Here is a 21,627-nt window from a genome sequence, read left to right as displayed (position 1 = left end):
CTAGCGGCATCAGTTATCGAGCGAGCGGCCACTCTCGTTTCTAAGGTCGTGCTTGATGTCTATGGCGCGGATTACCTGAAGGATGTCTGCCGTCAGTTTACGGATTACTCCGCGTGGTTCGGAGATGAGGTCAATGAGTTCAGAGCCGAACTTTGTCCCGCCGTGGAAAACTGGGAATCCGCAGACGAACATGTTGCAACTTGGGTATTCGTGCGTTGGTTATCAGCCCACAAGTGCTTTTCGTGCTCAGAACCTCTGTACTCTAGTAAGCAATACTTTTAACCGTTGATATAAGAGCCTTTTCTCGCCTTGATCTGTTCTTGGTAAAGGAGGCGTGCTTCTAGCCTCCCGCCGAAAACCTCGCTATGGTAGCTTCGATGACTTTTGGTCTCTTTTTGCGAAAACATAACCACTTGTAATACTACCGAACGGTTAAGGACATGGCGTGCAGTTCAAACGGTTGCTAGACACCCTGGCCAGGTCCTCGGCCCAAGCGGTAACCACGTTGGGTCACGGACAAAAAGAACAAAACGAGTTAAAAGATTACCTCTACGTTGAAACTGATATCGAGAAAGATTTCAGGAAACTGTTGGAGTCCGGTCCGGCAGAAGATACCGTAATCTTCTTATGCGGTTCATCTGGTGACGGCAAATCGGAAATTCTGAAACGCTACTATGAACGCTATTCAGAGAATTTCAGGTTTCACCTAGATGCGACGCATGCTTTTAAGCCAGATCAAAACGCGATCGACGCCCTAGATCAGCTTTTCGATGAGCATCGCGAATCAGACAAACCGCTGGTGGTCGGTGTTAATGTGGGAATGCTATTTAACTTTGCGTCGCAGGGGCATTCGCGACATGAGGAAATCAAAGACGCAATTGAATCCTATCTTCAGTCAGGTGAAAGTAAATCTCCTTCCTATAAATTTCTGGACTTTGAGAAGTATCCGAAATTCAGTATTGAAGATGAGAGTACGGGGTCAGATTTTATAAGCGGACTGATTGCGCGAGTAGTTGCTCGGTCCGATGCTAATCCGCTTTATCGAGCATATTTGGATGGGATACAAACAAACCGAGATAAGCTAGCGATCAATTACGAGATACTTTATCAAGAGCAAGTCCGCGAGCGAATTATACAGCTACTTCTTTCTGCAAGGTTACGGTTCGATCAATTTTTGTCCGCGCGAGCGCTGCTTGACTTTGTACATCACCTAATCAGCGGCCCTGGTTTACTCTTTGATAATCTATTCGTTACTGGCAATAATGATTTAAGCGATATCATCAGCCACTTTGATCCATGCACAATCAGATCACGTCGCATTGATCAGTTTCTAATACAGCATCCTCTAGGTATAAAGGAAGATGCTTTTAATGAATTCCAAGAGACAGTTTCAAAAGATTTTGGGATTGTCGGCGTTAGTGCTGCTAGCTGGCTCCGATTTTTTTATCTCTTTCGAGACGTCAATATTGGAAACAACTTCCACCAAACGTTTAGGAATGATTTTCAGCAGCCACTTTATGAGCGGTACATAGAGATTTGGCGATTACATAAAAAATATAACGGGAATACTGAGGAGCGTCAGCAGCTTCGAAGTTTCTACAATGAAGAGCTTATATCTGCGTTAATGAGGTTTGGAAATAGGCTAGAGCCCTCATTAACCAAAAGGAATCATCTTTCCCTTTGCTCCAGGAACGGGGTCTTCATTTCAGCGAATGGAGATATAAAGCCCGATTTAAAAAGGATTATAAATGAGACTATGGAGAATATTTATGAATTCCCAGTTTGTCTCAAAGTTGGGGGTAAGCCGCTTCGCACCTTTAACGTCAATGTCAGCTTCCTCGAGCTGGTGTCGAAAATTAACGATGGCTATAGGCCAAATAAGCATGACAAGAACACGATCGTTATATTGGAAGAGATCATTGATGACGTAACGAAAGCTATCGTTCAGTCAGATAACTTGATGTTTTCTGATGGGCAGGACCGGTTTTCCCTTACGAACGAAACTGAAGATGAAGAATTTGTTGTCGGAGGTGGGGAATGACGGTTTCCGATAATCTCTTAACGCTCAATAGTCAGGAAATTCAGAATAAGAATTTTATAAATAGTTTTTTGCCGTTTCGATCTCAAACTACTGGCCTCGATTTTGAGGCGATAGCTGGTAGTGTTCTGGCGGCTGCATTTAAAAAACGGCTTGAAAAAGAGTCTACTTTAGATAGTTTCAAAGCAGCATTTATGAAACGCCTAAGCTATAAGTTGACTGATCAGTCTATACAACCGTTCATTGAGAAGATGTATTTCGACAATGATGCTGCTGGGTTGTTCAAGGTTTCACCAGAGTTTCTAATATTTAAAGCAAATCAAGCAGAGATGTCTACGAACAAACACGTCTCTCAAGTGCTTATAAGCTTTGTTAGGAATTCAGACGCTAAATTCCAGAGACTCAGCAGTGATGTCAATTTTCTTGAGCGAGAACTCGTTCATGAATTTCAGGAGCGCCTAGTCGACTCCGATGAGGCTTCTGCAGAGTACTCTTATCTACCTTTTATTACTCAGCATTTTTCTGAAGATCTCAGCTTCCTTTTGAAATATCCTGAGTATTTTCTAGAAAATCTCAGATCATTCTTTAACCTTTACACGTTTTTGTACAGCTCCCAACTAGCATTAAACATAAACGGCTGGACAGAAGAACCCGCCAGTAAGCCTCTTTTCTTTATTCTAGACACTGAGAAGGCCAGTCTTGAGCGAAAGCAGGTCAGAGAAGCGTTCCGTCATTTGAAGGTGAAGGCCTTTGATTTATTTCCAGTTCTGTCGATGCTCGAATACCTGAACCAGCCTCAGGATAGGAAAGCCAAGAAGTTCCCGCTGTGGAAAGTTTTCTCGGATATCGAAAGCATGAATGCTTCACAAGCGAGTCAAGTAAGAAGCTCACTGGTGAACTTTTGCGAAAGATACCGTGAGAAACGAGACCTTGAAGCTATTGATGTATACCCCGAGACATCGAAAGAGCTGTTGGAGCTACTAAGTCGAACAGCAAAAGAAATATTTGGCAAGAGCCGACCGAACCAATATACGGTTAACAGTAAGTTTGTAAACGCATTTGAGAATGAAATAGCCTCTCACTTTATCCAAGTCCGGGGACGTTCTGGGAGAGTGCTGACTATTTCACAAGATTACTTTTTACTGCTTACCAATATATCAATAGGTAGCAAGGAACAGGTTAGGTTTCAAGAGCTCCTACATAAATTCAAGAAACGTGGTGTATGGTTCGATAGGCAATCCGAACAGGCGATTATCAGGTTTTTTGAACGGATTGGGAATATTGAGCGAATGAGCGACAGCGGGGATGCTGTATATGTCCGAAAAACACTTTGAAGCGTTCTTGGTAAGCAATCTGCGCAATTGGCTTCATACTCGGATTGAGGCGGGTGTTCGATATCAGTTCAAATCACCAGATCCAGAAAATACGATTGGCCTTGTCTCTGAATTATTAGCAGACTGTGATGGTCAGCTGTGTGCCGGTGACCATGAATTGTCATATCTTACGATCAATGGTATCCGTCTTTTGGTAACTGGACACTTAGATCAGCCTGATGTCAAAAATGAATGCTACACCGAGAACTATATTTCAAGCCTCAGGGATAAAGTGGCGGCTCAGCGGGATCCTTTTGAGAGCTGTGCTCTTCTGATAATCCATAACAGCTTGCTAGATACTCTCATAAATAGCGCCTTCGATCTCGCTCAAGGAGATGCGGTTTGGTCGCCCCGTCAGACAAAAAATAAATTAAACGAGTTGATCTCAGAAGGACTACGCAACCAAGTCGCTTCCCGTTGCCTTCTTGAACACCAAGCTCGAATTATCACAGAGGAAGGTTCGAGTGTGTTCGGTTTTCGGCATCTTCATGATGCTTTGCTGGATGGTGATCTCCGTTTTCATGAGCTTGGCCTTTTCAACGACCCCCAGGTACTAAGCAACGTCAACGGAAAACAGGTAGAACGCCGCTTAGAATCTAATCGACAGCTAAGAGAAGAGATAGAGTTCGCGGTCGAGCATTTCTCTAACGATCTGGAAGACAAACTAACAAAGTTCGGGTCAAAGTTTATACAGAAACATTTTGCGGATGGAGCGGAAGTCCCTTGGACAGAACTCAACTATCAAGACTTTAGAGACGAGGAGGAGCGCCAGAAAAAGCTCACTCTTGACTATGAAGGTATTGAGGTTGATGGCTGTAAGGTTGAAATTCGAGATAAAAAAGATACCCCGACAGGGAGGAGAGATAAACATCTCATTATTAAGGTTCCCAGCAATGGGGAATTGTTTAACTTCAAAATCAAATTCATCGGCCAGGGTATAGTAAAACGTGAATTATCGATACAGCCCAAGGCTATGTCGAATATCATTAACATTGACTTCTCCTCAAGGGGAGACAAGTCAACATTTTCTATATCAGGTGATTGTAGTGTTGAGCCCAGGTTCTTTAGCCTCAGGTTGAACCGGGACTCGTCAAGCGAAAAATATAGCTTCCATTGTATGGTCGTTCAAGAGGATGCCTTCCATCTACCGGCCTTTGACAATCGTTTTCTCATAGATAGGAAACGAAAAGCTCTTGTTCTTCAGGCAGTTCAACATTTCCTCGAGGTGAATCCAGACGTCACAACAGAAACTGTGTTGACTGACAGTGGAGAAACCATAGATATCGATGCAGTAGGGAAAGTGGATTTCGAACAGCTCTTTGAAGAGTCTGATGAGGTTAGTTTCACACTGACGAATGGCGAACAATCGCTTCTGATACTGGTTGAAGGCGAGCCGAGCAAAGAGATATTACGTCTGCCCGTGCTCTTTGACACTAGCCGGTTCGCCCGGCTTTTCAAAGATGATCAGTTTAACGGTGTATATCGTCCTGGAAAAGAAACCGTCGTCTTCGACAACCAAGAGTCCACCCCCGTATTCCTGCGAAAATTGTTGTTGCAAGCTGAATCAGCATTCGTAAACGATGAATGTGTGGAGTGGGATAACGATTTACGCCAAGGAATACCGCTTGCTGATTTGTCTCTCGCAGATGGTAGAGTCTATAAGGCATACAGTGCCCTCATATTCTATTTCCAAGAACATAAAACGCTGCCTTCATTGGCGAGCTGGGGGCCGCAGCTTGTTGCCTTAGGGAAAGAATATGTCCTCGCCTGCATTGAATACTTGGAAAAAATCCCAACAGGTAAACCACTCAGTAGCTCTGACCGTTTGGTGATTCGCCTAGGCTTAGCGACAGTTGAGACGCGGAAATTTTTTACCCCATTCCATCCGCTGATCATGTCGTATTATCTGAATTTGATTGAAGAAATTATTGAAGACGGAGAAGCCAGAAGTTTTCTCGAGCTTCCTGAGGTCACTAAAGGCCGGTTAAACGCAAGGGGGCTGCTACCCCATCTGTACGAGAAAAATAACCAATACAGTTACACACAGGCGGTGCCAGAAAACCCCCTCTGGCTGGAAGTCGTGCCGCATCAGGACACAAGCTTCGATTTCATCATAAATCTTGTAAAACACAAGATCGAGGAATTCACCTCTACGTTTGAACAGCTATTTCTTCAAGTTGATGATGCTCCGCTGCTGATTAATTCCGTCAACAATGCAGAGAACGCTGAACTGTTCAGCGGGCTGGTCTCATACTATCAGGCCCATCTGTTGGAAGGTTTTCACATACATGTAAATTTATACGATCAGGACCTCGTCGAGACCGAGTTCGATGTTTTCGCTGAGATGGGGCTGTATGATTCAATCAAGGAAAGATATGGATTAGACAAGGGAGCAGCGCGTCGAAACGCGGATGCAGTGATTGATTTGCTGAGAACTAGGCTCACATTCAGCAAATTCCGGCATCAGCAAGTAGATCAGCAAGCCTACGCTCATCTAACGTTTTTCAAGAATGATCAGAAAGTCGAGGCCGTTGATAACAATATCGATGAACACCTATCTGGTGTTGCATGCGGTGGACTATTGTCGGGTGAATCTTCACGTAGCGAAGGTGATCGATACTTTACAGCCTTCGGGTTAAAAGGAGTGGATTATAGCGCGTCGCCCCACCTGAAACTCGCCAAGCTAATAGGAACCCTGTGGCGCCCATCCCAGTCGAAAAACGACGTCTATCATGATCATTCGGCTATAAGCCTCGCCGTAAGTCAGGAATTTATGTCCTTGCTGGAGCGCTCATACGATAGCTCCGTATGGACGACCATCATTGACCCCAAGGTTACCCTGAAGTTCTTTGAAGCTACGAAAGGCGTCATTCTGATTCACTATTCAGATCAATACACTAGCTCGTCTGGCTACGATGCGATTACCGTTACCAAGCAAATTGATCTTTATAAAAACGTTCTGGGTAATGCCGGCAATGAACTGATCCGAGAGTTCAACGCCTTTAATGGCGAATGGTTACTCAAACTGATTACTGATCAGTCGAAGGAAAAGATTGCCAAAGAGGGGATTATCGGTGCCTATAAAATAGTCAGTACACTTCTGGCGAAGTCAGATATCACTTGGGTTCCTCTATCAGTTGCTGAGATGGTTCGCGTAGCAGGTAACATTGGTCTCGCAATGTCTGACAGCGATTTCTCTCGACATAATCGTAATATCCGAAAAGGTGCAATTTCCGACGACATACTGTTTGCGGGCTTCAAGGAAGGCCAACTCTACCTTTTACCCGTTGAGGTAAAAGCTGGAGGGCGCCCAGACTTTTCCAAGGCGAAAGAACAAGCAGTTGAGCTGAAGCGGTACATGCAGGAAGACCTTTTGGGACCGGATACGCTTGAAGCCAGACTCTACCGGGGGCTCTTCATTCGCCAGGTACTACTCCAGATTGAGAAGTACGAGCTGTATAGGGTTTTTGAAGATGGGCACTTTACTGGCCTGCTCAATCATCGTGAAGAGTGGCTTGAAGGGCGTTACAGTATCGGTGAGCTTCCAAACTATCCCAATGCAATGGTCATTGCTCACATCAACAACGAATCCTGCTTTGAAGAAAAGTATGAGGTAGAGGATGGTATTTTGCAGGCAGAAATACCCATGGGGCTTCTGCCAGAACTTGTCAGAACGCCTTACCAGGAGTTGAAAGCCAAGATCAACAGTTCGCTACTTCTACACATTCCAGAACAGTATTTTTTGCAGCCTTTTACCCAACAAGAACATGAAACTTCGGAAAGCACTAAAAATAGGCCACCAAGCAGTGGCCACACTGATGAGGGGCTTTCGCCTACCATAAAACCCCAATCTGAAAGTTCTTCTAATCCAGATGAAGACTCTTCAAAAGGAATCACCAGCCAAGAGACTCTAGCGTCTGTAGCAGCCCCTCTCAAAATCCAGTTTGGTTCAGATGTACAGACAGGTGAAATTATTTACTGGGAACCTACCAACACTGAGAAGTTGTTTAATACCAACACCGGCATCATCGGCACCATGGGGACCGGTAAAACGCAATTTACCAAGTCGCTGATTACCCAGCTGGTACGTAATCAGCACAATAATGTTGGCGGTACTGATATTGGCATCCTGATCTTCGATTACAAGGCCGACTACGTTAAGGATGACTTTGTAGAAGCGACCAATGCCAAGGTATACGACCTGTTCCATTTGCCATTCAATCCGTTCGCGGTATTTGGCAACCGCCCGATGCAGCCGATGCATACGGCCAATCTGTTCCGTACCACCGTAGCCAAAGCGTTTGGGCTTGGCCCTAAGCAGCAGAACAAGGTACGTACGCTGGTAATGGATGCGTATGAAGCAGCTGGGATATATCCGCAAGACCCTTCAACCTGGGCCAAATCAGCACCAACACTCGCAGATATCTGGGCAGAGTTTCAGGCGCAGGAAAAGGTTGAACAGGACTCCCTTTATGCTGCCCTGGACGACCTGATTGGCTTTGAGATCTTTGAGCCGGACAACAGTAAAACGCAGTCACTCTATGATTTAGTAGACGGCGTCACTGTGATTAATCTGTCTGGTTACGACCCCAGTATTCAAAACCTTGTGGTCGCTTTGACGCTGGACCTGTTTTACACCCAGATGCATCAACAGGGTAGCTCAAGGCTGGATGGTAGCTTTCGCCAAATTTCCAAAATGATTCTGGTCGATGAAGCCGACAACTTTATGTCACAGGATTTCGAGAGCCTGAAGAAGATTCTGAAAGAAGGCCGAGAGTTTGGCGTGGGCACCATCCTTTCTACTCAGGAACTGACGCATTTTAAAACCGGTGACAACGATTACTCAACTCTGATTCTGTCTTGGGTGATCCATCAGGTCGCCAATATTAAATCGCAAGAAATTAAGGCCATCTTCAATACTCCTAGTAAGCAAAGCGAAGAGTTTTACATGAGTGAAATTCGCAAGCTTGATAAGCACTACAGCTTGTATGTGGATGGGAAAAAGAAAGTAGCGAAAATTAAAGATTTAGCTTTTTGGGAATTGTGAGGGTATAAAATGGATGTAAAACCAAACTACTGCTCGCTAGACAGCGTTTTTTCAGAGAACACTATTTACAAGGTGCCATTGTTTCAAAGAGCTTATTCTTGGACTAGTGAAAATGTTGAACAATTTACTCAAGATATAGAGTCTTTGTATAAGAAGGTGAAAGAGAATAATTCTGAAGACCAACATTTCTTGGGGGGCATTGTTTGTGTGAAGAAAAAAAACGAATCTATTCTTGATGAAAAAGTTGTATATGAGCTTGTTGATGGGCAGCAGCGCCTATCTACGATTGTTTTGTTTATATCTAGGTTAACAGTAGAAATTGAGAGGTTGAGTTTAAGCGAAAGCCAGTCGGAACTAAGAAGGAAGAGAATAAGGAAGTATAAGTCAAAGTATATCAATTTTAATTCGGAGGAGAATGAAAAAGATGTATCTTTCCCCAGGATAACTCTATCAAGAAGAGATAAAGACTTTTACAAATCATTTGTCATAGATGGAAAAGAAGAAACACTGGCAATAACTTCTTCTCAGAAGTTAATAAAAGATGCAGCTAGAGTTGTTGATAATTGGTTGTCTTGCTTCCTGGATGGTTTAACGCAAGAGCAAAGGCTAAGTGAAAGCGATGTTTTATTTAAGGTGTTGTCTAGTTCCTGTAAAATATTGATGATAAAAATGTCAGATGTTAAAGACGCGTATAGGCTATTTCAAGTTATTAATGATCGTGGAAGATCGCTTACTGCTGGAGACTTATTAAGAGCTGCTTCTCTTGGCATATTCGATGGGAAGAGGGATCGATCCGAACAAGATTTGATCGCTCTCGAAGAAAAATGGGATGAGATCTCAGACGGTGGACATACCGAAGTCAATAACAGGCTGATGTCATACTATACTTATAGGTTGGGCAAATCCTGTAGGAAAGCAGAGATATTTGAAAATTTCTCAGAAAATTTTTTTAATGAAAGAAAAACTATTAAAGATGAAATAGAAAATCTTTATCTGGGTATTTGTTTGTATAAAAATATATTAAAGGGTCGCTGGCCCTATGAAAAATCCAATCTTTCTGAGTGTCAAAAGTCTAAATTAAAAAATATAGTTGTAAATTTTAAGCACACTCACTCGATTCCTTTGCTGATGTCAGCTTCTCAGCTTAAAGAGAAAAAGTTTTACGAAATTATATTTTATTTGGAGAAGTTCTTTTTTATATTTAAGGTGGCTTTAGAGAAGAGGATGACCCCAGTTACAAAACTGTATTATTCGACGATATTGGAAATAAATAAATCTCCGAACAACTACCAGCCAGTATGGTTTTTGAGGGGAGTGAAAAAAATACTAGCAGAAAAAGTATCTGATCCTGATTTCGAGAATTTTTTAAATAAGGTCAATTATGTTTCAGATGAAGATAATAAAAACTTGAAATATATGCTGGTCAGCATAGAAGAAAATGTCGAATATTTAAAGAGTGGAAAAAGAAACCCTGTCTTAATGTTTAAAAAATCTTTCGCAGAATTTCCTGAGTCTCGGCATTTGACCATAGAGCATATATACCCAAAGAGCTCAAAAGCTAAACACAAAGATGACATGATGGAAGAATTTAAAAATAATATTGGAAACCTGACTGTTTTATATAATTCAGAAAATAATAGTGTTGCAGATCTGCCGTTTGAAGATAAGATTCCAGCTTATAGGTCATCTAGAATAAAGATGACTAGAGAGCTTAGTGAGTTTTCTTCTTTTACTGAAAGAGAGTATTTAGAAAGAAAGGATAAGCTTCACGATCAAATAAAGGAAGTGTTTTACTTGGGAGAAGCGCTATAGTGCTTATCTTTTATATTTTTATATAATGAAAAATAGATAACGCATTTATATACGGTAATTTGTTTGCTGCTTTTTTAGATAGGTTTGTCGAGCTCACTAAAGTGAGCTCTTGTTTAAGCATTTGTTTCATTGTTGAATGATAAAGTATAAAGCTCATTTTTACGTTTTGATTCTTCTCTTGTTGGAGTTCGATTTTGACTTGTTTTTAATATTTTAAATCGAAAAAATTGTTCATGTTCAATATGCTTTTTATATGCCCCATCTTATGTAAACCGACATCAATCAATGATCGAACAATATCCTGAATGTCAGCATCGATTTTTTGCTCGGCACAGAATTGATAGATCAAAGCTTCATACACATTTGCCTGATCACCAAACAACACATCTCGATTAATAACATGCGTCTGCTCGGGCTTGTTTTCATTAATCGTAGCTGTGTGCGTATCGCGTAGTGCCAGCGCAATAGCCGTACGTGCAAGCACGTTAGGGGTCAGGCGTGTTTTCGTTTGCATGTACTGCAGACGATCCCAGGTCTTCTTGCTCAAATGGATTCGAGAGGGAAACATTTAGAGAGCCTCCTGCTCTTGCCAGAAATAGCCTTCACGAGCCCGAGTCGCCCCTGCTTTTGAGTCATACTCGAGTTTGTAGGCTCTGGAAATATCTGGGGAAAGCGCTGTATAGAACGACTCATCAACTTCTGTATCGGTCGAGAGAATGATCATCTGGTGGCTTGCCACCGGGAAGTAACCCTCTACGAGTCTGGTTCTGTGCTCTGAATCCAGCCGCCCCAAAGGAGTATCAACAATCATCGGTAGCTGGCGTCCGGAAGTCTTTGCCAGCGCCTCAAGCATGGCGATCGCAAAGATCTGTTTTTCACCGGCAGAGAGCTCGTCCTTTCCAATTGTTTTCCCGCTATTTGAGAGAAGGGCTATATGAAAAGTGCTCGAATCGATGTGGATTTGTAAATCTAGATCTTCCTTACGAGAAAGCTTTGCAAAACACTCTGTGAATTGCTCTTCAAGGTCGCGAATTTTCGCGGTTGCTGTCTGGCCTACGTAGTCTGTTAGAAGGCCATTGGCATTATTGATGTAGTCGAACACTCGTTTTTGATCACTTGATTTCGCAGCGCTCTCGTAAAGTCGGTCAAGCCTTCGAGCGATATCGACAGCTTCGTTTGCAGTCTCTTTACCCAGCCTGCGAAGAGAATCGATTTCAGCATCCAACCGGCCAAGCTTTTGTTGCAGCTGTTGGAGATTTTCGAAGTCGGATGCTATCAATAAGTCGTCCGGCGCACGCGCGAGTGATGCCCCTATCTCGTCGAGAGCCGCTTCAACCTGTTCCAGAGCATTAAACAACTCAACTACTTCTTCTTTCTGCTTTCGAGCTTCGTTAAACGTAGAGAAGAGATGACTGGCCTGCGATGGTGTCAAGTCATGAACTGGCTGCTCAGCGCCCTGATTTTTTGTAGATGGACTCAGTGTATCCAGTTCACCGAGAACAACGGCTAAAGCGTCTGCTGTTAACTTTGAGTCGAGTGAGCTAATCAGTCGGGTCCGGTATTCGTCGTGAAGCCTACGCTCACGAAGAAGGCTCTGGAGACTGAGATCGTGCTCAATCTGACGTTCGGTTCTAGCGCAGAATGCTTCTGCCAATGCGAGAGGTGCTGCGTCAGACATCAGGGCATTGATCTTGGAAACCAGGTTATCCCGCTCACTCTGCAATTCTGTGAGTCTGGCTTCGAGCTGCTTCCGGGGCGCAGAGAAGTGTCCGCCGCGGTCATCAATATCCTTTTGAAGCCTGTTGGCTTGTTCCTGCGTCTCTGCGCGCTGCGCATAGAGGGTGTTCATCTTCTGTCGAACAGACTCAATCTGTGTTCTACAACGTTCAAGGCTGGATTGCTCGGAATCGATGCTCGATTGAATCTCCTGCGCTGAAGAGCGCTTGGTGAGATTTCTGTTTAAAACAGTCAGGTCGCCGGCAAGCCGTTCGACAATATCGAGCCCCAGCAGTTTTTTAATCGACTGCTCTAAAGCGACACCGCCTGTATCATCCGCCAGCTGCGCTATTTTTTCACCATCGAAGAAGAACAGATCCGACACGCCAGCAGGGATGAGTTCGTTCAGGAAGTTTTGAGCCTGGTCATAGTTCAGACCTTTTATGGGCGTACCATTTTCATGGATAGTCAGAGCTTCCTTTACACCGTTGTTTCGTCGCTCCCATTCACGCTTCACATGATACTGATTTTCCGTTCCAAGCTTGGCATAAGTAAATGTGAGCTCAACGGCTGCCGTGTTGGCAGAGCGACCGGTTGCTCGGGAGTGGTGCAGGGCTTCCAGTAGAAACTCATCGTAACGTCTCTGTGACACGGCTGACCCCAGGCACAGCTTCCCATAGAGGGCAAGCCTTATCCCTAAAAGAATACTGGTCTTTCCTGCACCATTGAGCCCACCGAAGAGAATGATGGGTCGCGTTTCACCAGCATGCTTTTCTGGGGAGAGATTAAAATAATTGACACCCTCGTAAACTCGGAAGTCGGTTAGCGTAAGCTCTTTAATAAGCATTAATGCAGAAACTCTGAAAATTCGTCTTTCACTTCCTCAGCGTAGGTCTTGCCCCGCTTGCGAAAGGATTGGTTACGTTCATTGATGGCTTCAAGGTCCTCCCAATCTCGCTGAAGGATGCTTTCCAGGCTATTTAATATGCCTCGTCGATTGCCAAGTCCTGACACTTGAAGCTCTGCTTCAAGCATCTTTCGAATAAGCGCAGAAGGTACGCCGTATTTTTCGGAGAGGTTTTCCAGGGTTTCCGAATCTGCTCGTGTGAAAGCGCCGGCATCGTCATCTATCCAGTCGAGATCTTCGTTATAGATTGCTCGATAGATACTGGGTAGAGAATCCTCCCAGTCTGGCTCATTGGGGTCTCGCAACCATTCTCTTCTGATCATATGCAGCTCTGGCCGCGTGATCAGCTCGATGGATTCGCCGTTTTCGTTGATTTCCTTTTCAATCGTCAGCAATTCACGTAAAAATTCCTGACGCTTGGATAGCCAGTAGGGACCAGGTATGTGGCGTACCTCGCGCACGCTGTCATCACTTATATCGCCTGAATTATAAGTAACTCGGCCGGTCCGCCGACGGAAGTTGCGATACTCTTCGGAGTTTTCAGGCTGCCGGGACTGATAGAGTTTGTTTCTGAAAGCCAATAATGGCTTCATCCAGCTGGCGCCTGACTCAATCAGTCCATGGAGGGCCTTGTCATCAGTCACAACAGTGCATGTCCAGCAGCCAAAGCGACTGTTGCCACAGGAAGGCGTACTCTTATCGATGACAATTGGGCACTCGCCCTGATTTGACCCTTTGTACAGCTCCAGTAACTCTCTATTGGAGCCGCCCCAGGGGCAGGGCGCGCTCATTAGATACATCCATACCTCATCAGCCGACCAGCTTTCGATTGGCATGTAAGTATATGCATTAGGCAGTGAGCTATGACGACTGAGTGCAGAGCCGTCGATTTTATGTTTGGAGATCACCTGGGCTCGAGAAGCACTCTCTTGGCTGCGAGAGCCCAATACGACAACGGCTTCACCGAACTCAGCGACCTTGTCGAGAATGAATTCACTCACAGGGTGAATTTTCATTCGTTCGGTGCACCAGCGAAAACTTTGGTTTGGCGCCGGATAACCACGGCCCAATAAATTTACCCAGAATGTTTGATCAGTCTTTGGGATAACGCTGTGAGCACTGATGGGTAAGCCTTCTTGTGGTGCTGACTCATTGATAGTGCTTATTACACGCTGAATCATGTCAACGACGACAGGGGTTTCTACCAAGGTGTCAGATGAAACAACATAAACATGTTTTTTGCGCTTCTCTGTCGGAAGCTGAAGTAACGCCATATAAATAAGCGACAAAATGCATGTTGAGTCTTTTCCACCACTAAAACCAATAATCCAAGGGCGATCGTCTGCACAGTAGATTGTCTGAATTTCTCGGATTAAATCCACGAGTGGGCGCCCAGCAATCGTATAATCCCGGATCATGGATAAATGATCTGAAAAAATGAATCTCTCTTCTGTTTCCATCATTTGAACGACTCCTCGTATTCCTGTTCAGTAGGGGTGAGTGGAACACCGAGCTGTTGTTTGATGTAGTTACCGCTGAGGATTACGCTGCTTCGTGCTTTGCTGATGCGGCCATGATGCATGGCGCGTCCTTCCCAATCACTGTTCGCACGCGCCCAATCGATTTTCTGCAGGCCTTTTAGGATTTCGCTCCATTGCTGTTTTGGCTTGCAAAGAAGATCTGCACCTATTTGCCCCATGGCCTGTAGCATAACGCCGTGAGCATGAATGTATTGCTCTCGTAGGTCACAGGTTGCTACTTTCTTTTCCAGCGCTAGCTGCCAGTCCATCATGTTTTCAGCTACTTCGTTCCAGAACTGTACTGCCAGCTTCTGCTCATCTTCTGTGATGGGCTCATTTTTCCCCTTCATCAGCAAAGCCTTAGATGCGTTCTTTATTGCTGACAGGGTGAAGAATTTGCTGCTCCGATTGGAGATACTTGATCTCTCCATTTCAGTAAGTCTTGAAAATACCCTTACTTCTCGAGCTACATATCTGGCGAGTTCAGATAAATGATCTCGATGGTCGTAGAGGGTACTAATGGAGTCGCTTGGTCGTACGGCGTGCTTGTTCAGATCGGCGAACATTTGTTGGCTTCGCTTAAGACCGTCATCGATGAAAAAAAGCACGGGGATATTGTCATACCCAAGTTCTGGGTTTTGTTCGATCGCCTGAACAATCGCTTCGCGGCGGTGTTGACCATCGTTAATCAAAATCTTGGCGTCCATCGGAATAGACAGCAGTCCGAGGTTTTGCCCAAGACCAGTGTCAGTACTGGGCTCAAATGAGACTTGTCCGTCTACAGACGCGGTAATGCCAGAAAGTGTATAATCAGACGGATTATCTACAAGATAACTCACAATTTCGGGAATTCGGGTACGGTTCAAAACCCGCTGGGCTCTGAGCTCAGGAGGAACTTCTTGGCCGTCAAAAATAAAAATTTTGGGTACCAACCGCAGAGGGCACATGGCGACATAACACGGGCGTCCGGACTGAAAGCCCCGAGCCGCCGGGAAGGTGTGGGAGAACTCGGCCATCAAATTTCCGGAGTTGGAAGTTAAAAACTACATGGAAGTTAATTTACATATAATAAACTTCCATGTCAACGCTAAGAGATTGTGGTGATCAGATGGATGAATTTTTAACTCTATGAAATTACTAGAAGAGTAATAACTTTGGACAGATTTTTGGCCGGTACACCACGCTTCATTACTGTCATTTATTTGGCTGGAGAACTCTGAAGTTCAAGTGAATTAGGTGATCTTGTCCGTAGTAATATAGCCTGTCGATCTCTAGATTTTCCGTGATCTATTGGCTGACCTCGAATACATCCCCAACTCTTCGTTAAATTACAGCTGCTCAGCTTAACCATCCCGCTCTTTTCTGCCTGTCGAGTTTGATGCTCAGCCACCGCTTCTTGCATGCACTCCGGGCGTATTCTATAAGCGCTGTAATCGCTCTCTTTGCTGATCGCGTGGCGGTGTATCATCATATCGAGCAGCTCGCCGGCTTCACGACTAGCCCCGTGCCATCACCAGGGAGCACAAAACCATAAGAGAACGTGCGTTGCTATTCACCGCTGCCATTGCAGCTGAGGCAGGGCACAGTGGCCGGGTCCTGCCAGTAAAAAAAAGTGCGTCTTTGCCATTCATATCTCCTTGCGCGGCAGCTGCTGATGCCCTTATAGATGGCTTCCAGTTACCGCTTGGCATGGAAGTGCTGGCACACCAGGCTAACGAATCACAGCCTCCTCGCGTTTTGGCTGCCGAGAGGTAGCAAAGGGCTCCAATAGTACAAGACTTCCTTGTAGCAAACCGGCCTGCTTTGGGCAGGCAATATCGATGTCTTTTGCAGTAGCCGTAAGCGCCTACGGCTGAGTGTTATCGAGAAAGCATAGGTAAAAAGTCGCTGGTAGATGCCGATAAGAGAGGTGGATCCCTCTATTCACACTATCTTTTCAGCGAGCCTAGGCTAAGAGAGCGCTTGATGCTTGATACGTTGGTCATGAACAATAAACTCATGAAGTTGGTTAGCCAAGCTCGAGAGAAGGCAAACCTCAACGGAGAAATTTTCAATATCTTCTCTATCCTCAAAGTGCATAGAAACGAAGCAGGAACGCACTCTCGGTTTTTACATGAACTATTGAATCCCCAAGGGCGCCATGGTGAGGGCACTGCATTCCTTGACCTTTTTCTTGACGGCGTGCTTGATATACAGCAAGAAATAAAAGGCCATTATAGGATTAAACGCGAGCTTCCGACGGAAGAAAAAAGGCGAGTCGACATAGTCATCGAGTCAGCGCACGATATTGTCGGGATCGAACTGAAGATTGATGCGACCGACCAAAACGCCCAACTCTATGATTATTATCAAGAGTTGCTGCGGCGAGCTGATGGTAGGAAGAGCGTTACTTTGGCGTATCTTACCTTAGATGGGAAAAGCCCCTCATCCATAAGCCTAAATGGACTAAGTAAGGACAAAGTGGTCTGTCTGTCGTTTGCCTATCACGTATCAGGCTGGCTACAGGATTGTATCGAGGCGAGCCAACATAAGCCTATTCTGGCGCACGCCATCCAGCAATACCAGCAAACTATTAATAACTTAACAGGGGAAGGAGGGGGTGTGAGCGATTTGATTGCAGGCGGGCTGAACACTGATATAGAGAAATTCAAGGATGCTCTGCTGGTGGAAGAGTCACTCCCCAAGGCCAAGGCCTCTATACAAGAGCTATTTTGGAAAGAGTTAAGTGAAGCGCTTGAGAGCAAGCTTGGGACCATGCCGAGCGTCTACGGGGGTAAGAGCATCGCTTCAATCTCCAGGGACTACTATTCCAAAAATAAAAACAATAAGCATGTCGGGATTAAAATGCCGATTTGTAGGCTAGGAGACAAGAATGTTTGTCTATATGTCAATTTGTACAACGCTGTTCACTACGGTCTTAGAGTAGAAAACGAGTCAGGCGCTATTATCCCTTCTCCTGACTTGAGGGAATTGTTCCGAAAGGAAATCGGGAGAGGAAATGCTGCGGCTGATAGTCATGCAGATTGGCTGGTCTGTTATTATTACAATCCTGCTAACGGCGATAGCGAGAAAGCTATCAATTTCGATGCTTTCAATAGTGCAGCGGTTAGTCTGCTGGACGAAGAGTTACGTCGGGCATTAATTACGGATATGGTGTCGCATCAGGCTGAGCTAGCTTCGAAAGCAATAGAGATGACTAGTTCGTGGGGACATCGGAGGCAGGAAGAGTGAGCTCCTGAATAACTGGCTCATAACAGATGACTAGGGCATCCAGCACCGTCAATACTCGTGCTCGACATCATCGAGCAGGTTGTGGAGCTAAATGAGTCTTGCTCGTATAGCCGGCCCAATTCCTTTCAATGGCTTCAGTTTGATGGCTGGCGGCACAGGCACTGTACTAATGTCATTAACATATGTCCCGTTAATGAACGTCCATTCAACAACAGATCCTTCGCTCAGGACGTTGAATATCCTAAGTAGCTTGCCTGCTGCCGACCAGTTATTGAAGCGTTTATAAACTGAGTTCTAATGCCGACGATGCGCGGCATGTCTCGCCAAGAGTAGCCTATGCGCATCCGGTAGAGGATGACCTTCTGCCATCATTCACAGATCAGGCCTGTAGAGGTGGCTTGTTAAAGCTGAATTTTTTTAGCCTCGACCAAAGCTCATCATTGAGCATTAATCAGGATATTACGGACTAACAGAGTGGCTGTGTAGGGATATAAATTCTGCGGGTTTGAGCTTATTCAGAAATGCATTTCCACTAAACTTCAACAATTACTAGCTTAGTGTTTTATGTGTACTATATACTACACAAATGAATGGAATTGGCCCTTATCTACGTACACACCGTGAAACCCTCAAGCAGCAGGACAGACGTTATTCATTGCGTCAAGTAGCTGCTCGAGTCGGTATTGAGCCTGCTTATTTAAGTAAAATTGAGCGTGAAGAAATGCCACCACCAGGCGAGCAGACTCTCAAGAAATTAGCTAGAGATTTAGAACTCGACGCGGATCTACTGCTGGCGATGGCCGGCAAAATATCTACCGATCTACAAGCAATTATCTGCAAGCGTCCGCAGCTATTTGCTCAGCTATTAAGACAACTCAAGGATGCTCCCGATCACGCTCTGCTCAGAGTGGTCCGCGAAATCACTGATGGTGATTGGTAACTCTTACTCTAAATAAGGAAACCGTATGTTCACGCTAGAACACAATTTTCTTAAGGTCCGCTTCCCTCATGTTCACCCAAGTGCCAATGCCACTATCAGTTTCCAGAGAACACTACGCATTCCCGATGATAACCGAGAGTATCCTTTACCGGCCGGCATGGACCGCTTCGACCTACGTCATATAGAAGATTATACAGACCGCATTCCTGATTCTTGGGCGCGCCGTGGCGGCGTGCTTTTGCCGATGTATCAGGCAGAGGCAATGTGGATCAACTTTAATAGTGAATATCCAATGGCAATTAAGATTGCCGCTGGCAAGATTAATGCTGTCACAGGTACGTTTTGGCAAAACGAACTTAGCGATACTCAACAGGACTATGTGGTAATACCAAGCCAACCGTGGATTGATGGGTTTAGTACTGCTGAAGAACAGGTAAGACAATTCGTAGCCTCACGGTTGGGTGATGGCCAAAGTGCTGAAGAGCAAGTAACTGGAGAAAGTGAGTTTGGCGGCTTACAGCTTATTGTTTATCCTTTAAAAGCAGAGCTTTATGAAATCGAACAGGCGCAGCGGGCAAAGCAGACCCGATTACGGAAAAGAGATGATTTCGACTATTTAGACATTCCTGCATTTGCACGCCGCTCTAGTCCAGAACCTATGGGATTAGGATTGGGCGGCAAGATCCATCAATCTCTTTATAAGGATAAGCGAGGGATCGAAGCCTGGGATGATAGCCACTATGCCCGTTGTTTTATTCATCTTATCAATAGCCAAGACTGGAAGACTGTCACAGGCGAGCCATTACCAAGAAAGCCTATTAAGCCAGAACAGTATCAACAGGCAGGCCTCCCTTGGTTTGATTACTATGATGAGGGTAAGCTAGCTTTGCCCGGCGGTACTATTCTAAGCCGACTGAAGAGTTTCGCTGAGTTTAGAAAAAAAACAGACAAGCCTGATAAAAGCATTCAAATTAATCACATTACACAACTTGGAAACCAAACTCGAGTGAGTGATGGAGAGTTTTAGATTTGATTTATTCAAAGTTAAAGGTCATGAAATGTACAGAAATAGCTTGCCCTTCTCTAAGGTAATATTAGCGAAGTTGATAATTATCAAATTTCATTCATGGAAAATAAATCCTTAAGCTACAGTATTAATAAAACAAATATTAATTTTCGTTTTAAGAACTATTTTGAGTCTAGATCAATCAAAAAATAGAAAAATTAACTCGGCATAAAGTTATAGATTAGGAAAGGTACAAAAAATAAAAGCTCCATACATAGAGGATTTTTGATGTAGAAGTGGCGGAGGAATAAGACTCGAACCTTGGCAGCTCTATAGCCCCTTACCGGTTTTCAAGGCCAGAGCAAAAGGAGAAAGTATCACTTCCATGGGACGAAAGCGTTTCTAATGATCTCGATGGGCGCCGGCCTGATAATGCTATGTTTAGAATCTCAGAAATATTTTTTGCATCCTGCCGGGCCTGAGCGCTGACTCTCAATATATCCGTCTTCTTCGCATCTCTTACCGCAGTGTCTGTTCCGTCACCTCATAGAGGTACGTCACAATCTTCGAAGTGAAATGTATTGCCGACCATGCGGTCCGGTCTCGATATCACCGAAGCACACCTGCCAGCACAGGTCTTTATGAGGAACGGGAAAATGACTCAAGCATCTGTCGTGATATTCGCATCCTACCAGTGCTGCGGGATACGACAGTAGACACTGGGGCTGGGTGCTTCAGAAGCTAGACTGATTTTTAAAATTTTATGAGGCCATACCCCATACCCAGCAGACCAGCATTTTTTTAAAATTGGGACGCTTAGTAAATCGGTAAAATGAGTATAAGTATTTGTAAACAAAAAGGATTTTGCTAGGAAAAGCAAAATTAAGTGCGCTACTACATAGTGGGTTCCACTGAATCGACGTTGGCTATAGGTCATTCCAAAAAAGAGGTGACGCCCCCCCCTCCCGCTTTCTCTACTTATTAAAATGTTTCTTTTGAAAAGTAGAGAGTAAAATGATAAGAACATCTACAAGCCTAACGCAGATAAAGCTTTTATAAGGCTAAGACCGAGAGAAAACCACACGAAGAAACGCCACTCATTTTTAATTATTTTAGGTGAAAAGCTTTTTTTATCAATGAGATGGGTAGAATTCAACCATATACTCGCTGCTCTAGTTTTTAATTTTCCTGCTCAAGTAACGTATTCCTTCACAAAAATTTAAAATTAGATATCAATGCGCCGACGAAAATGGCGACCACACATAGCCGGTTATACGGCCATGTTCGTTCAGTAGCATGATTGGTTAAACTAAGAGTTGATATAACCTCTAAAAGCCTGTTCAAAATTTCCTATTTAAATGATCTTGGGCGGATGAAAAGGAAGACCTGTCCCAGCGACATCAGTCGCGAGCAGTTCGAACATATCCGACCGCTGGCGTGCCCACGCACAATGAATTTATACGAGGTATTCTACTCAGTGCCGTATTTCATCGATTTCTTGCTTTTCCAGCCAGACGATATCGTGCGTTAGGGCGGCCGTCTGTGAGGGAGTAAGCGCCACGCTGACAGTGATATTCAGCTCGTTCTGAGCCGCGACGGCGTTGTTCATAAGGTAACGTTGTCGAGGAAGTGGCTGCCGGTCTGCGCCTGCACTGCATCACATATCAATCGTGACTTGTAGCGGCCGTCGCTCAGCAGCTTGGAAACACCATCACTGGTGTAGTCAGCTGTATGTAGTCCGAGCCCATCAGTCGGTTTACCGAGGAGAGATCAAGATTGGTCTCAATGAAGTAGTGACTGTCCGGTGATTTGCTATTCGATGAATAGACCAGACCGTATTCACCCTCTGGCAATCGGAAACCAGGCAACTGAGTGGGCGTGACACGCTCGAAGCTGAAGCTACTGTAATTGACCGGTTCGAAGGAGAGCGCAACGGTTGCCCTGTTATTCACGCAGAGAGGCAGTATGTATGGACATGGAACGCTATGATAGCCTATCAGGCTTCTAGCGCAGCTGGCGATCGGAGTGAACTCTTTA

General features: G+C 44.7%; 13 protein-coding genes and 1 pseudogene. 8 read left to right on the top strand and 6 right to left on the bottom strand.

What is annotated here, in order from left to right:
• Positions 1–445: 445 nt before the first annotated feature.
• From dptF to C3Z11_RS10740, 4 genes are read left to right on the top strand one after another with little or no spacing between them, the layout of a single operon-like run.
• Positions 446–2,041, top strand: a complete 1,596-nt coding sequence (gene dptF / locus C3Z11_RS10755; RefSeq protein WP_106477954.1) for a DNA phosphorothioation-dependent restriction protein DptF — start codon at positions 446–448, stop codon at positions 2,039–2,041.
• Positions 2,038–3,372: a DNA phosphorothioation-dependent restriction protein DptG gene (gene dptG / locus C3Z11_RS10750; RefSeq protein ID WP_106477953.1), complete on the top strand. Its 1,335-nt coding sequence runs from the start codon at positions 2,038–2,040 to the stop codon at positions 3,370–3,372. Before dptF ends, dptG begins: the two co-directional genes overlap by 4 nt.
• On the top strand, positions 3,353–8,458 hold the full coding sequence (gene dptH / locus C3Z11_RS10745; protein ID WP_262927359.1) for a DNA phosphorothioation-dependent restriction protein DptH: 5,106 nt from the start codon (positions 3,353–3,355) through the stop codon (positions 8,456–8,458). Before dptG ends, dptH begins: the two co-directional genes overlap by 20 nt.
• Positions 8,459–8,467: 9 nt before the next feature.
• The gene (locus C3Z11_RS10740) at positions 8,468–10,270 is read left to right on the top strand and encodes a DUF262 domain-containing protein (protein WP_106477951.1); all 1,803 of its coding nucleotides are present in this window, start codon (positions 8,468–8,470) and stop codon (positions 10,268–10,270) included.
• Positions 10,271–10,475: 205 nt separating this feature from the next.
• Here C3Z11_RS10740 and C3Z11_RS10735 read toward each other — a convergent pair whose 3' ends face one another.
• The 4 genes from C3Z11_RS10735 to dndB are packed head-to-tail and all read right to left on the bottom strand — an operon-like array spanning position 10,476 to position 15,429.
• Positions 10,476–10,838, bottom strand: coding sequence for a DndE family protein (locus C3Z11_RS10735; RefSeq protein ID WP_106477950.1), 363 nt, complete (start codon positions 10,836–10,838; stop codon positions 10,476–10,478).
• The gene (gene dndD, locus C3Z11_RS10730) at positions 10,839–12,833 is read right to left on the bottom strand and encodes a DNA sulfur modification protein DndD (RefSeq protein ID WP_106477949.1); all 1,995 of its coding nucleotides are present in this window, start codon (positions 12,831–12,833) and stop codon (positions 10,839–10,841) included. It lies immediately after the preceding gene.
• The gene (gene dndC, locus C3Z11_RS10725) at positions 12,833–14,356 is read right to left on the bottom strand and encodes a DNA phosphorothioation system sulfurtransferase DndC (protein ID WP_106477948.1); all 1,524 of its coding nucleotides are present in this window, start codon (positions 14,354–14,356) and stop codon (positions 12,833–12,835) included. The genes dndD and dndC overlap by 1 nt, the downstream gene beginning before the upstream one ends.
• A complete protein-coding gene (dndB, locus tag C3Z11_RS10720) occupies positions 14,353–15,429 on the bottom strand; it encodes a DNA sulfur modification protein DndB (RefSeq protein ID WP_106477947.1) in 1,077 nt (358 codons plus the stop codon). The genes dndC and dndB overlap by 4 nt, the downstream gene beginning before the upstream one ends.
• Positions 15,430–16,378: 949 nt before the next feature.
• On the opposite strand from dndB, the gene C3Z11_RS10715 reads away from it, so the two are divergent.
• The 4 genes and pseudogenes from C3Z11_RS10715 to C3Z11_RS17100 all read left to right on the top strand — a co-directional run.
• Positions 16,379–17,644, top strand: coding sequence for a PDDEXK-like family protein (locus C3Z11_RS10715; RefSeq protein WP_106477946.1), 1,266 nt, complete (start codon positions 16,379–16,381; stop codon positions 17,642–17,644).
• A gap of 586 nt (positions 17,645–18,230) precedes the next feature.
• Positions 18,231–18,584: a helix-turn-helix domain-containing protein gene (locus C3Z11_RS10710; RefSeq protein WP_106477945.1), complete on the top strand. Its 354-nt coding sequence runs from the start codon at positions 18,231–18,233 to the stop codon at positions 18,582–18,584.
• A gap of 25 nt (positions 18,585–18,609) precedes the next feature.
• The gene (locus tag C3Z11_RS10705; RefSeq protein ID WP_106477944.1) at positions 18,610–19,611 is read left to right on the top strand and encodes a hypothetical protein; all 1,002 of its coding nucleotides are present in this window, start codon (positions 18,610–18,612) and stop codon (positions 19,609–19,611) included.
• Positions 19,612–20,962: 1,351 nt separating this feature from the next.
• Positions 20,963–21,082: pseudogene (locus C3Z11_RS17100) on the top strand (IS5/IS1182 family transposase); the annotation flags it as partial.
• Here C3Z11_RS17100 and C3Z11_RS17095 read toward each other — a convergent pair.
• Complete coding sequence (locus C3Z11_RS17095) at positions 21,065–21,199, bottom strand: hypothetical protein (RefSeq protein WP_262927372.1); 135 nt, start codon at positions 21,197–21,199, stop codon at positions 21,065–21,067. The pseudogene C3Z11_RS17100 and the gene C3Z11_RS17095 sit on opposite strands and share 18 nt — an antisense overlap.
• An 82-nt stretch (positions 21,200–21,281) precedes the next feature.
• Positions 21,282–21,542, bottom strand: coding sequence for a hypothetical protein (locus C3Z11_RS16850; protein WP_158701004.1), 261 nt, complete (start codon positions 21,540–21,542; stop codon positions 21,282–21,284).
• Positions 21,543–21,627 lie beyond the last annotated feature (85 nt).

Origin of the sequence: Phytohalomonas tamaricis, from assembly GCF_003012345.1 — a bacterium.
In the GTDB taxonomy this organism is placed as follows: Bacteria; Pseudomonadota; Gammaproteobacteria; order Pseudomonadales; family Halomonadaceae; genus Phytohalomonas; species Phytohalomonas tamaricis.
This window is presented reverse-complemented; position numbering and strand designations above follow the sequence as displayed.